The following is a 13126-nucleotide window of genomic DNA, read 5'->3' on the forward strand; positions in this document are numbered from 1 at the left end:
ACTAAATATCTTTTATAGTAAAATTTCTTAGTAATTATCATATAAGATAATCACCGTTAATCATGCCACAAAATAAAATTTAAATTGCTTATAACAGTAATTATCGTTTTACTAAAAACTATTGTAAAAATAAGCCAATAAGAATGCTCACACTAATTTGATTGATTAGGATCAATACCAATCACTTTCCAATTATTATTTGATTCATCGGTAATTTTGCCTTTTTTCACATCGGTTATATATTTAATGGTCATATTACGAATGGTACCTTCTTCATCACCTAATGCTGTGCGAGAATTCCAAATTGGCTCGACTCGGCGCCCTTCTAATGGTCCACCTTTTTTCACCAACATTTCATAACGATAAGCATTCATACCTAGTTTGAGTTTCATATCATCAGTAATAACTTTACCATTTAATAAGGTTAGATTTTTGATTCTATTTCCTATCGGTTCACTTAAATCAATAATATATTTAACACCACCAAACATATCATAAGTCATATATTTAGATGCACCTCGAACAGGATCATATTGATAATTTTTATCCGTTGGCTGTACTTGTGCAAAATATGCCGCTGACCATTCCATATAATCTTTGAGATCCTTTCCGGTAACTTCAAAAATAGAGGTTTCGCCGGCTGTATATTGATAATTGTTAGCAATATCTTTACGAGCGATTGGCCCTTTATTTAATATCGCTTTTTTATTATCAACTAAAACAGCAGTCACATCTGCACCACTGAAATAAATTTGCACAGAGTTAAGTAAATTAGTTAAACCACTTTCTTGCAAATACACTGCCGGTATACCATGTATTATCTGTTGCGGTACAAGATCTTCATCAGTTTCACCAATAACTTGATTAGAAATTTCTCGTAATTGTTGATGATAAGGCGAATAAATTTTTTCGATTTCAGGATCAGCTGGATAAGTTTTTACTGGTAATGTTTGTGATTTTTTCGCTTTTAACGTTTTTTTATTGCCATCAATATCAAATTTAAGATCAACCACCGATACTACTGTTCCATAGCGATGAGGTTCAGTAATAACAACATTATTAATGATTTTTTCACTAATATTCTGATGATTATGTCCAGCAATAATTACGTCAAGTTCGGGCAATTGATTAGCAACATCTGCAACCCCTGTACCAGATTTATTGTTTTCATTATCTAATCCCATATGAGTAACTAAAACAATCGCATCAACTGATTGATGTTTGAGATTGGCAATTTGTTTTTTTATTTCCGGTATTGGCATAGTAAATTCCATTTGATTTACATAGCCAGTTTTATTCTCATATTCTGGAACAAAAGGCGTAGTTGCACCAATAAAGCCAATCTTAATACCTTCTTTCTCAATAATAGTTGTGGCTGGCAAATAAGGTTTACCGGAATCTTTATAATAAATATTAGCAGCTAAAGATTGGCCTTTAAATTCTGAAGTAACCTTATCGACTATTGGCATACCAAAATTAAATTCATGATTACCAAGCACCATAATGTCATAATGCATGGCATTTAATGCTGCAATAGCCGGATGATTTTTCACATTATAAAATCGTTCGATTTGATTATCTTGAATAATATCACCAGCATCAACAACAATAACATTTGTATGCTGTGAACGATACTCTTTTAAAAATGAAGATATCTGTGCATAAGAACCAGAAGAGTCTGCTTTGTCGGTACCATAATCCCATGGTAACATTCGACCATGCACATCTGATGTTGCTAAAATAGAAACATCAATTTGTTTTGCATCTGTCTGAAATACACAACCTAATACGAATAAACTGCCTAAAAAAGCACGCTTTTTGCTTACCAACATCCTCATCTCCTATTTCTATTATGTAAAATTAACATCCTAATTAATCTTAATCACTTTTATAAAAACATCTTATTATTCTAAATTATTATTTTCTCAATTAAAGTATTTTTATCAAAAAAAACAAGACACTTAACCAATAATAAAAAAATACCCAACGATAGCAACTATTGTTGGGCAAAATATAAGGAATTAGGAAGTTATTGTTATAAATGGCAGAATGTTATTTTCATTTAACATTCTGCTTATTATGATTAATGTGACATGGTTGTTTTAACGCCGCCTTCAGGAATAGGTACATAAGCGGTTTCTTTATCGGTTCTTTGTTTATTATTACGTACTTTAAGTGCAGTTTTAATACCAAAGAAGATAATGCTATACACAACCACTAAGAACAAGATACTTAAACCAGCATTAGTGTAATTATTAATGACAATGTGGTGCATATTATCTATCTGTTTTGCAGTTAGTTCGCTACCTTCGGCAATTCGACGGTTATACTCATTAGCTAAATAGAAGAACCCTTCTAAATTAGGATCATTACTAAATAGTTTAAGTGCCAATGCCCAAGTAGTACAAATCAATAACCAAACAGCAGGAATAATCGTCACCCAAACAAACTGAGCGCGTTTCATTTTAATTAATACAACTGTGGCTAATACTAACGCTACAGCAGCTAACATTTGGTTTGAAATACCAAATAATGGCCATAAGCTCTTAACACCGCCTAATGGATCAACCACACCTTGGTAAAGTAGATATCCCCATAAACCAACACATCCTAAAGTACCAATAAAGCCAGCAATAAGTGAATCAGTTTTTTTCAAGAATGGTACAAAGTTACCTAATAAGTCTTGCAACATGAAACGTCCAGAACGAGTTCCTGCATCAAGCGCTGTTAAAATAAATAGAGCTTCAAATAAGATACCAAAGTGATACCAGAAGCCCATATTTGCACCAGGAAGAATTTGATGGAACACATGCGCAATACCCACGGCTAAGGTAGGTGCACCACCAGCACGATTTAACACTGATGGTTCGCCAATATCTTTGGCTGTTTGTAAAATTTGCTCAGGTGAAATCACAAATCCCCACGAACTAACTGTAGCCGCAGCATGTGCAGTCACATCTTGCAGTTGAGACATTATCATCGCCGCATCGCCAGTACCTAATTTATGTAAATCAGGCATAGTTATTCCTAGCGCAGCTGGTGGAGTATTCATAGCAAAATATAAACCTGGCTCAATAATTGATGCAGCTACTAAAGCCATAATAGCCACGAAAGATTCCATTAACATAGCGCCGTAACCGATAAAACGTGCATCAGTTTCATTAGCAAGTAATTTTGGCGTTGTACCTGATGAAATTAAGGCATGGAAACCAGAAACAGCACCACAAGCAATAGTAATAAATAAGAATGGGAATAAAGAACCTTTCCAAACAGGACCTGTACCATCAACATATTTAGTTACATCTGGCATTTTTAAATCAGGATTTAAAATAACAATACCGATAGCTAAACCAACGATTACACCAATTTTTAGGAAAGTAGCTAGATAATCACGCGGTGCTAAAATTAACCATACTGGCAACATCGCAGAAACTAATGCATAACCAACTAAAGTAAAAGTAATCGTGGTTGCTTTGAAAGTTAGTGCAGGTCCCCAGTAAGGGTCATGAGCAATTATACCACCAAACCAGATAGATAAAATTAGTAATGCAATACCAATTATTGAAACCTCTAAAACACGACCAGGTCTGAGGTATCGCATATAAATACCCATAAATAAGGCGATTGGCACTGTAGAACAAACAGTAAATACGCCCCACGGACTTTCAGCTAATGCTTTAACAACAATCAATGCTAATACAGCTAAAATAATTAACATGATTAAGAAACAACCAAATAAGGCAATAGTTCCTGGAATTGGTCCCATCTCTTCTTTTATCATTTCACCCAAAGATGAACCATTACGGCGTGATGATAAAAATAGCACCATAAAGTCTTGTACTGCACCGGCAAATACCACACCAGCCAACAACCACAAAGTCCCCGGTAAATAACCTACCTGTGCGGCAAGTACAGGACCTACAAGCGGTCCTGCCCCCGCTATTGCCGCAAAATGATGTCCAAACAAGACATATTTATTGGTTGGCACAAAATTTAAACCATCATTGTTAATCACAGCTGGCGTCGCTCGAGTTGGATCTAACTGCATTACTTTATTTGTGATATACAAACTATAATATCGATAAGCAACGAGATAAACAGACACTGCAGCAGCAACAATCCACAATGCACTAATATGTTCACCTCGACGTAGTGCGATGACTGCTAAACAGCATGCACCAACAATAGCAAGAATAACCCAAGGTATATGCTTTAGTATTCTATTATTCATAATAATTCTCTTTATCGCTTTAAGATTAATATCATCTATTTAATTTTTAACTTAATTATGTAGTTAAAAAGGTAGATAAACTTTATTGATATTAACTTCAAATTGTTTTTGAATTTGGTTGTATTGAATCATGAGATAAAGCTTACTTTATGCTCAAGGGTATAGTAATTTTTTAGTTAATTGAATGATATAAGAAATTTAGTTACAGGTTGAAATGACTACTTGAGTGGTTAAAAGTAGTTCGTGAACGGTATCTCTATCAATGAGAGAAGCCTAAATAAAATGGTTATAGCCCTAAAATCTCTTTAAGTGATTTTAAATATCGACGACTCACAGGAACAGCAACATCATTATTTAAAATAATATCAACACTACCTGCATCATTAAACCGAATCTCTTTTAACTTTTTTAAATTAACTAAATATTGTCTATGGCAACGGATTAGCGAAGTTTTATCTTCTAAGGTTTTTAGCGTAAGCTCAGTGAAATATTCATTATTATTTTGATTAAACACATAAATACCACTGACTTTAGATGAAATATAAAAAACATCATCATTAGATAGTAAATAAATTCGATTATGGCCAATACAAGGTATATATTTTAACTGTTGATCAACGCCTGCTAATTGATTTATATCTGCTACAGGACATTTTTTATGTAAACGACTTAATGTTTTATTTAGTCTATCTTGTTCAATAGGTTTTAATAGATAATCAAAAGCCTGTTCCTCAAAAGCTTTTACTGCAAACTCACTATAAGCAGTCAAAAAAACAATATGAGGCATAGTTTGTGGATCAAGCATTGATAACATTTCAAGTCCATTTATCTTTGGCATTTGAATATCAAGAAAAACGACATCAGGTGCTAATCGATGAATCTCACGTATAGCATCCATTGCATTATTACATTCTGCGACAATATTAATTTGGCTATCGTTATCTAACAAACAACGTAAATTTTCGCGAGCGAGTAATTCATCATCAACAATAATCACATTTAACATTAAACTACAACATCCTCTAGCAAAGGCAAAGATAACATTACATTTGTATATTCGTCTGGTTTACAGATTATCTTTATACCATAGTTTTCACCATAGCGGATCTTAATTCGTTTATCCACTAAATTAAGACCAAGTCCTTTATTATCTTTTTTATTTTCTCGATAATTACCAGCGTTATCAATAACCTCTAAAATTAAAGTTTGATCATTTGTATGGGCTCTAATCGTTACTTCCCCTTGACTAATTAAATGTGATGTTCCATGTTTAATGGCATTTTCAACAATTGGTTGCAATGAAAATGCTGGTAATTGCGCATATTCAAGTTGTTCAGGAATATCAAAATTTATAGTTAATTGTTCCATAAAACGCATTTTTTCGATCTGTAGGTAAGCATCTACATGCTCTATTTCGTCTTTTAACGTTACTATTTCATCAGTGCGTTTTAAGTTTTTACGGAAAAAGGTTGATAAATTTTGCACTAATTGTGATGCTTGTTCTTTATCACGCCTAATGACAGCCAGTAAAGTATTTAAGGCATTAAATAAGAAGTGAGGATTAACTTGAGCATGTAATAGTTTAATCTCAGTTTTAGACAATAACTGTTTATAGTACTCATTTTGACCAGCCAATATTTGCGCAGATAATAAGCTGGCAATACCTTCACCTAAAGTCCTATTTATCGAGCTAAATAGCGTATTTTTAGCTTCATAAAGTTTAATAGTACCTACTACATTATTATTTTCCCCACGAAGAGGAATAACCAAAGTTGCACCTAAACGACAATTTTTATTGATTGAACATTGATATGGTTGATGTGTACCATCAAGATATTTAACATCATTTTGCTCAATAGCTTCTAAAGTAACATTTGAAGTAATTTGAGTACCCGGTAGATGATGATCGTCACCAACCCCAATAAAAGCGAGAATTTTTTCCCGATCTGTTATAGCTACAGCGCCAATATCTAACTGTTGATAAATAATTTCTGCAACTTTAGTACTATTTTCTTGATTGAAGCCTTCACGCAATAGACCTTCAGTACTCACTGCGATTTTAAGAGCTTTAGCCGAAAAAGCCGATGTATAACGCTCAAAAATCGCCCGTCTATCCAGTAAAATTCGCATAAACATCGCCGCTCCAATACTATTAGCTACAATCATGGGGGCGGCAATGCTACGCACTGCATGTAGAACAACATCAAAGGGTCTCGATATTAATAGTACTTGAATCATTTCTAACGATTCAACCAAAACACCTAATACTCCGACTAAGAATGGATTGTAGACTAAATCAATTCGACCTTTTTTCATTAAGGTATAATGAAATAATCCACTAATTAAACCTGTCAAGATAGTCGATAACATACAACTTTCAGCGGTAATACCACCTAATGTATAACGATGAATACCACCAGTTAAGCCAACTAAAAGGCCTATTACCGGACCACCAAGCAACCCTCCTAAAATAGCGCCAATAGCACGAGTATTCGCAATAGTATCTTCAATATGTAAACCAAAATAGCTACCCATAATGCAAAATAAAGAAAAAATAAAATAACAGACTAATTTATGAGGTAAATGAATGGTGACTTGCATTAAAGGAATGACAATCGGGGTTTTACTTAACAAATAAGCAATAACCAAATACACACACATTTGCTGCAACAGCTGTAGAACAAGATCAAACTCAAACATAACAATACCCATGAGACAAAAACCGCCGACCAAAGTCGACGGAGAATGCTAATTTTAATTATCAAGTAAAGTAAATGTTTGCTTATCCTGAGTTGTAGAATCTGCGCCTACAAACACATTGAATTTACCGGGCTCTGCAACATATTGCATTTTATCATTCCAGAATTTTAACATGTCATATTTGATAACAAATTTTACTTGACCTTTTTCATGCGGTTTAAGATCTATAGATTCAAAACCAATTAACACTTTTACTGGTCGACTTACTGATGCTGTCACATCTTGCAAATAGAACTGCACTACTTGTGAACCTTCTCTTTCACCAGTATTTTCTACATTAGCAATAACTTCAATTTCCCCATTTGGCGACATTTCAGTTTTTGATAATGAAAAATCAATAGTAAAATCAGTATAGCTTAAGCCAAAACCAAATGGAAATAAAGGTTCATTAGGGCTATCAAAGTAAGACGTTGTGTATTTACCCATATTAACCGTACCATGTGGTCGACCAGTTTTTAAATGGCTATAATAAACAGGAATTTGGCCGACATTATCTGGAAAAGACATAGGTAATTTAGCTGACGGATTATAATCACCAAACAGCACATCGGCCACAGCATTTCCCCCTTCAGTACCTAAAAACCAAGTTTCCAGCATAGCATCAGCTTGCTGATATTCTTCTTTCACAGTAAGTGGGCGGCCATTCATTAAAGCAATAATCAAAGGTTTACCGGTAGCTTTTAATGCTTTAATTAATCGTTTTTGACTATCTTGTAGATCAAGATCGGTTCGACTTGATGATTCATGTGCCATGCCTTGTGCTTCACCAACAAAAACTACAACGACATCTGATTTTTTAGCTTGAGCAACAGCTTCGGCTATCATATTATTGGCTGGTCGTTTATCAAATTTGCTGCTCTCGCCATATAAATTTAAGAATTTATAAAGATTAGGATCATCCGAGAGATTCGCACCCCATGCGTAACTCACTAATTTGGGATTTGCAGTAGCATTCTTAATGCCTTGCAACGGTGTTACCGCTAAATTAGCACGCCCAGCACCTGACCAGCTACCTAAAATATCTCGTTTTGAATCAGCCAATGGTCCAATGACAGCTATTTTTTTATTTTTGTCTAACGGTAATAAATTATTTTCATTTTTTAATAATACAATACTACGACGAGCTACATCTCTGGCTTCAGTACGATGTAGGCGATCGTTAGCAAACATAGTTTCAATATCAAAATTAGGATCTAAATTTCGATGTGGATTTTTAAACAATCCCATATCATATTTAAGCTCTAACACATGGCGACAAGCTTGATTAATCAAATCTTCTGAGATTGAACCTTCATCAACCAATTCTGGTAAAAACTGTAAAAAGTATTCATCATTCATACTCACATCAATACCAGCTTTGATAGCAATACTCACCGCATCTTTAGCATCCTTTGCAACTCCGTGATTAATTAATTCTCGGATAGCACCGTGGTCACTAACAACTACTCCATCAAAATGCCACTGGTTTCGTAATACATCAGTTAATAACCAATGATTAGCAGTAGCAGGAATACCATTTACACTAACAAGTGCAACCATAACCGCTCGGCTACCAGCATCAATTGCCGCTTTATAAGGCACTAGATATTCTTGGAACATTTTACGTTTACTCATATCGGTGCTGTTATATTCGCGCCCAGCTTCGACAGCACCATAAAGTGCAAAATGTTTAACCGATGTAACTAATGATTTTTTATCAGCTAAGGATTGTTTTTGCATTTTTTCAACAAAAATTCGCCCTGCTTCTGAAGCTAAATAAGGATCTTCTCCAAATCCTTCTGAAACTCGTCCCCACCTAGGATCACGAGTTATATCAACCATTGGAGCCCAAGTAACATTAAGCCCATCAGACGTAGCTTCATCAGCTGAGATCTCAGCCACTTTAGCGAAGGCACTACGATCCCAAGTTGCAGCTATACCTAAATTAATTGGAAATATTGTACGATGACCATGAATGATATCAAAACCAAAATAAACCGGAATTTGGTTTGGTGATTTTAAAGCTCTTTCTTGCATTCGTGAAAGGTCGGGTTCTACAACAGTATTAAAAATGCCACCAATTTCACCAGCTTGAATTTGATCAAGGACTTTGTCTAAGCTTAAATCACCACCAACACTGATTAATCGCAGTTGCCCAACTTTTTCTTTGATAGTCATTTTTGATAATAAGTTATCAATAAATACTTTCTTTTCTTCGTTATTGGGGTTTTGTGCAAATGAAGGACATGAAAAAATAAAAAAAACAAAAAAGAAAACTAATTTTTTCATCATAATAAGTATTGTTGTATTATCAGAGGATAGACAAGCGGGTAGAATAACGTATTTAGTTAAAAAAATCTTGTTATTTGAAATAATGCCTTACCAAAAATTAAAATAAAAGCACATATTATTAAAAATTTAGGCTAAAAAAAGTGCTTTCCTCAATTTTTTTAGATGTTGATTCTATGGATAAATAAAAACATATTGCCGAACAATTTTGTGAAATATTCTCAAAACAATATCGGCAATAATAATGATTGGAAAGGTTGATTAGTCACGGAAATTAGTAAATTGAAATGGTTGACCTAATTCTCCATTTTTCACTAATGCCATAGTAGCTTGTAAATCATCACGTGATTTCCCAGTAACCCGAACTTGTTCGCCTTGTACTTGCGCTTGAACTTTAAGTTTACTGTCTTTAATCAATTTAACTATTTTTTTAGCTAATTCTTTATCGATACCTTGTTTCAACTTAACAGTAATACTATAAAACTTACCACTATGTTCCATCTCTTCTGGAATTTCTAATGCACCACCATCAATACCACGCTTAGCCAACTTATCACGTAAAATATCTAGTAACTGTTGTACTTGGAAGTCTGATTGGCTAGTCGCTTTGATGGTTTCATTTTTCTCGTTAAGCTCAAATGAAGCTTCGACATTTTTGAAATCCCAACGCGTTGCCAATTCACGAGTCGCATTATCGACACCATTTTTGACTTCTGGCATTTGAATTTCTGACACAATATCAAAAGAAGGCATAAATTTTCCTCTTCTAATCGTTATAAGTATTAATCTATTCTAAATAACTCTTTTTGTAGCCGCCACAATATTTACGGCGGCTTTAAAATTAAGATTAATCGATAGTACGAAGTAATTCGTTAATCCCAACTTTTCCTAGAGTTTTGGCATCTACTTTTTTAACAATTACTGCACAATAAAGGCTGTATTTACCATCTTTAGTTGGTAAGTTACCTGATACCACAACTGAACCAGCCGGTACACGTCCATAATGAACTTCACCAGTTGCACGGTCATAAATTTTAGTGCTTTGACCAATAAATACACCCATTGAGATAACGCTGCCCTCTTCGACAATCACGCCTTCAACAATTTCACTACGGGCACCGATAAAACAGTTATCTTCGATAATGGTTGGGTTTGCTTGTAACGGTTCTAATACACCACCAATACCAACACCACCAGATAAGTGAACATTTTTACCAATTTGCGCACATGAACCAACAGTTACCCATGTATCAACCATAGTCCCTTCATCAACATAAGCACCGATGTTGACATATGAAGGCATTAATACTGTATTGCGAGCTACATAAGCACCTTTACGCGCAATTGCTGATGGAACTACACGGAAACCTTCTTGCTGGAAACGCGCTTCATCATAATCAGCAAATTTTAATGGTACTTTGTCATAATAATTCGTTGCGCCACCATCAATAAGTTGATTTTCATTAATACGGAATGAAAGCAACACTGCTTTTTTTAACCATTGATGAGTCACCCAATCACCATTAATTTTTTCTGCGACACGCATTTTACCGCTGTCTAATAAAGCGATACATTGATTAATCGCATCACGTGTCACTGTATCAACATTTGAAGGAGTAATTTCAGCACGACGTTCAAATGCTGCCTCAATAATAGTTTGTAATTGTTGCATTTCTCGTTTCCTTTAACTTTAAATCCGTTAGCAAATTTAATTGGCCTAACAGTATAATATAATATGCAGCTATTTTTAAGTGGTTTATCATATCATTAAGATCTCTCAAAAAAAGTTAATTATTTGGAATGCCTTTCACAAAATCTTAGTAAAAGTTAATACCGTGATTTTATTTGGATATAAAGTTTAATTCTTATTAAATTTCTCAATAAAAAACAATGCAAAACGGCGGATTTTCTTTATTAGAGCTTTTATTAGTTATCAGTATTAGTGCTATTTTGGCCGCAATTGGTGTGCAACATTGGAAAGAATTACAATTGCGTAATGAACTAACGACCACCACAAAACAGCTAGCCTATTTTTTGGAAGAGGCTCAAGCCAGAGCTTACAACACTAACGAAAACTATCACGTATATTATTTTTTTAAGCCTTGGTGCTTAACTATCAGCAAAGGGGAAAAACCACCCACTTGCCAAGGTGGTATTGCCTATTTTAGTCAACCAGACAACTCAGTAGAACTAGTTAATTTAGCTGATAAGAAGGTTATCTCGTTTTGGGGACGTAAAAACATGGCTCAAACGGGTACATTTGAATTAAAAAATGCTATCGGTACGACGCAAATCATCATTTCTTATCGAGGAAGGATCCGATTTTGTAAGAAAAATAGTTATTTACCAGGACTACCGCAATGCTAAAACAAAATGGATTTTCATTATTTGAAATAATGTTAAGTATTGCATTTTCCAGTTTAATATTTATAGGTATCACCTCATTCTATAGTAAATTACAATCGATATTGTTGGAAAAAAATTTGCATATTCATTTAGAAAAAAATATTCATCAAGGTTTAGCTAGTATAACCAAAGATCTAAAACGTGCTGGATTTATTGCCAACAAACCTGAAAAAATGAAAAAACCGCCAATTGAAATCAATACCACAAACAATTGCTATATTTTCCGTTATGACAGTGAGATTCGCAATGATTGGATTTACGATCGTAATATGCCAAGTAAATCAGATATCTTTGCATATCATTTCTACAAAAATAATTTGGAATACAAGGTAGGGGTACTAAGTTGTGAAGGCGTAAATTGGGAGAAAATATTCGATCCACATGACATTAAAATAACGCAATTTTCAATAAAACAGCAAAACAGCTATTTTGTAATAAATATTGCTGCTCAATTAAAGAAAAACAAAAAAATAATCTATCAAACGGTAACCATTATCAAAAATGAAAATCCATTTTAATAAAAAAACAACGCAAGCCGAAGGTTTTAGCACGCTAATAATGGTAATTATCCTAACCATTGTCGGCCTCATTTTATTAACCGGTTTTCAGGCTCTAGTTAATTCATTAAAAAAAACCTATTTGATTGAGATTCAACATTATCGTCAGTTTAATCAAGCAAGCTCAAGTTTAAATTGGGCAAAAAAACAGCTATGGCAACCACCGAGTGAGCAATGGCAATGTTTATTAGATAATCAATATCAATTCAAGGCTTGCATCAAAAAATCACGATTAAAAATTGATAACTATACTCTACTGAGAGCTCAAGCTGATGACTATTATCTTTATATGTTAACGTATTTTGCTGATAATCACTTGATTATTGAAAAAGGCCATTGGCTAGATTATTGTCCAGAAAAAAGGCTCGTTGATTGTGAATAGTAAAAATATAGCCGGATTCAGCTTAATTGAAGTCATGATCTCTTGCTTAATGTTTGCCATCATTATGCTAGGTTTTATCGGTTATTTAACCGCAATCATTAGTCAACACCACTATTTCCAAAAACAGTTTAAAGCGGAGCAAATCGCCTTTGCTTTACTTGATAGTTATCCTCATAATTTACAGCAAATCATACCAAATAATTGGCAATATCAAATTTATAGCCAACCATACATTATGTCTTGTCAGATTGTTTTTATTAACGTTACACCACCCAATCATACAACAATTAAACAGCAACGTTTGCTATGTGATTAATGTTCATTGCTAAAAAAAGCTCACGCTGTTTATTTTCTATTTTTTCATTCCATGCCACAGCAATATCCCATCCCGGTTGCGCTAAATCTAGCGTGATGAGTTTCATTCCTTTAGATAAAAATAGCTATGCATGTTGGTTAATTGAATTTACCAAACAACCAATCTTATTTTTTAGTGTTATCGCTTATTAAATCATGCGATCTTTC

12 protein-coding genes are annotated in these 13126 nt (G+C 34.0%); 5 read left to right on the top strand and 7 right to left on the bottom strand.

Annotated features, from left to right (window positions below):
- Nucleotides 1–152: 152 nt before the first annotated feature.
- From B6D18_RS06340 to dapD, 7 genes are all read right to left on the bottom strand, one after another.
- Nucleotides 153–1832, bottom strand: a complete 1680-nt coding sequence (locus B6D18_RS06340) for a bifunctional UDP-sugar hydrolase/5'-nucleotidase (RefSeq protein ID WP_086363676.1) — start codon at nt 1830–1832, stop codon at nt 153–155.
- Nucleotides 1833–2083: 251 nt separating this feature from the next.
- A complete protein-coding gene (locus B6D18_RS06345) occupies nt 2084–4231 on the bottom strand; it encodes a carbon starvation CstA family protein (protein ID WP_371328878.1) in 2148 nt (715 codons plus the stop codon).
- Nucleotides 4232–4517: 286 nt separating this feature from the next.
- Nucleotides 4518–5237 carry a two-component system response regulator BtsR gene (btsR, locus tag B6D18_RS06350; protein ID WP_086363678.1) on the bottom strand — a complete coding sequence of 240 codons (720 nt, stop codon included), beginning with the start codon at nt 5235–5237 and terminating at the stop codon, nt 4518–4520.
- Nucleotides 5237–6931: a sensor histidine kinase gene (locus B6D18_RS06355; RefSeq protein WP_086363708.1), complete on the bottom strand. Its 1695-nt coding sequence runs from the start codon at nt 6929–6931 to the stop codon at nt 5237–5239. The genes btsR and B6D18_RS06355 overlap by 1 nt, the downstream gene beginning before the upstream one ends.
- Before the next feature lie 54 nt (nt 6932–6985).
- Nucleotides 6986–9262 (bottom strand): beta-glucosidase BglX, encoded by a 2277-nt coding sequence (gene bglX / locus B6D18_RS06360; protein WP_086363679.1) that lies wholly within the window; start codon nt 9260–9262, stop codon nt 6986–6988.
- 258 nt (nt 9263–9520) lie between these two features.
- Nucleotides 9521–10012 carry a YajQ family cyclic di-GMP-binding protein gene (locus B6D18_RS06365; RefSeq protein WP_034882710.1) on the bottom strand — a complete coding sequence of 164 codons (492 nt, stop codon included), beginning with the start codon at nt 10010–10012 and terminating at the stop codon, nt 9521–9523.
- A 94-nt stretch (nt 10013–10106) separates the two neighbouring features.
- Nucleotides 10107–10931, bottom strand: a complete 825-nt coding sequence (dapD, locus tag B6D18_RS06370) for a 2,3,4,5-tetrahydropyridine-2,6-dicarboxylate N-succinyltransferase (protein ID WP_065563367.1) — start codon at nt 10929–10931, stop codon at nt 10107–10109.
- Between the two features lie 218 nt (nt 10932–11149).
- Here dapD and B6D18_RS06375 point away from each other — a divergent pair, with 218 nt between their 5' ends.
- Genes B6D18_RS06375 through B6D18_RS06395 form a run of 5 tightly spaced genes read left to right on the top strand, consistent with a single transcriptional unit; the run spans nt 11150 to nt 13111 of the window.
- On the top strand, nt 11150–11626 hold the full coding sequence (locus B6D18_RS06375; RefSeq protein ID WP_086363680.1) for a prepilin-type N-terminal cleavage/methylation domain-containing protein: 477 nt from the start codon (nt 11150–11152) through the stop codon (nt 11624–11626).
- On the top strand, nt 11620–12183 hold the full coding sequence (locus tag B6D18_RS06380) for a prepilin peptidase-dependent protein (RefSeq protein ID WP_086363681.1): 564 nt from the start codon (nt 11620–11622) through the stop codon (nt 12181–12183). The genes B6D18_RS06375 and B6D18_RS06380 overlap by 7 nt, the downstream gene beginning before the upstream one ends.
- 40 nt (nt 12184–12223) lie before the next feature.
- Nucleotides 12224–12604 carry a DUF2509 family protein gene (locus tag B6D18_RS06385; RefSeq protein WP_158092533.1) on the top strand — a complete coding sequence of 127 codons (381 nt, stop codon included), beginning with the start codon at nt 12224–12226 and terminating at the stop codon, nt 12602–12604.
- A complete protein-coding gene (locus B6D18_RS06390) occupies nt 12597–12920 on the top strand; it encodes a prepilin-type N-terminal cleavage/methylation domain-containing protein (protein WP_086363683.1) in 324 nt (107 codons plus the stop codon). Before B6D18_RS06385 ends, B6D18_RS06390 begins: the two co-directional genes overlap by 8 nt.
- Nucleotides 12920–13111 carry a hypothetical protein gene (locus B6D18_RS06395; RefSeq protein ID WP_086363684.1) on the top strand — a complete coding sequence of 64 codons (192 nt, stop codon included), beginning with the start codon at nt 12920–12922 and terminating at the stop codon, nt 13109–13111. Before B6D18_RS06390 ends, B6D18_RS06395 begins: the two co-directional genes overlap by 1 nt.
- Nucleotides 13112–13126: the final 15 nt, after the last annotated feature.

The sequence above is a fragment of the Gilliamella sp. A7 genome (assembly GCF_002142015.1).
GTDB classification, from domain to species: Bacteria; Pseudomonadota; Gammaproteobacteria; order Enterobacterales; family Orbaceae; genus Gilliamella; species Gilliamella apis_A.

Bases quoted from the DNA above. Each gene is read 5' to 3' on its own strand.
- B6D18_RS06385 (WP_158092533.1), top strand. From the start codon at position 12,224: ATGGTAATTATCCTAACCATTGTCGGCCTCATTTTATTAACCGGTTTT.
- B6D18_RS06355 (WP_086363708.1), bottom strand. From the start codon at position 6,931: ATGTTTGAGTTTGATCTTGTTCTACAGCTGTTGCAGCAAATGTGTGTG.
- btsR (WP_086363678.1), bottom strand. From the start codon at position 5,237: ATGTTAAATGTGATTATTGTTGATGATGAATTACTCGCTCGCGAAAAT.
- B6D18_RS06365 (WP_034882710.1), bottom strand. From the start codon at position 10,012: ATGCCTTCTTTTGATATTGTGTCAGAAATTCAAATGCCAGAAGTCAAA.
- B6D18_RS06395 (WP_086363684.1), top strand. From the start codon at position 12,920: ATGTTCATTGCTAAAAAAAGCTCACGCTGTTTATTTTCTATTTTTTCA.
- B6D18_RS06380 (WP_086363681.1), top strand. From the start codon at position 11,620: ATGCTAAAACAAAATGGATTTTCATTATTTGAAATAATGTTAAGTATT.
- B6D18_RS06345 (WP_371328878.1), bottom strand. From the start codon at position 4,231: ATGAATAATAGAATACTAAAGCATATACCTTGGGTTATTCTTGCTATT.
- B6D18_RS06340 (WP_086363676.1), bottom strand. From the start codon at position 1,832: ATGTTGGTAAGCAAAAAGCGTGCTTTTTTAGGCAGTTTATTCGTATTA.
- B6D18_RS06375 (WP_086363680.1), top strand. From the start codon at position 11,150: ATGCAAAACGGCGGATTTTCTTTATTAGAGCTTTTATTAGTTATCAGT.
- dapD (WP_065563367.1), bottom strand. From the start codon at position 10,931: ATGCAACAATTACAAACTATTATTGAGGCAGCATTTGAACGTCGTGCT.
- bglX (WP_086363679.1), bottom strand. From the start codon at position 9,262: ATGATGAAAAAATTAGTTTTCTTTTTTGTTTTTTTTATTTTTTCATGT.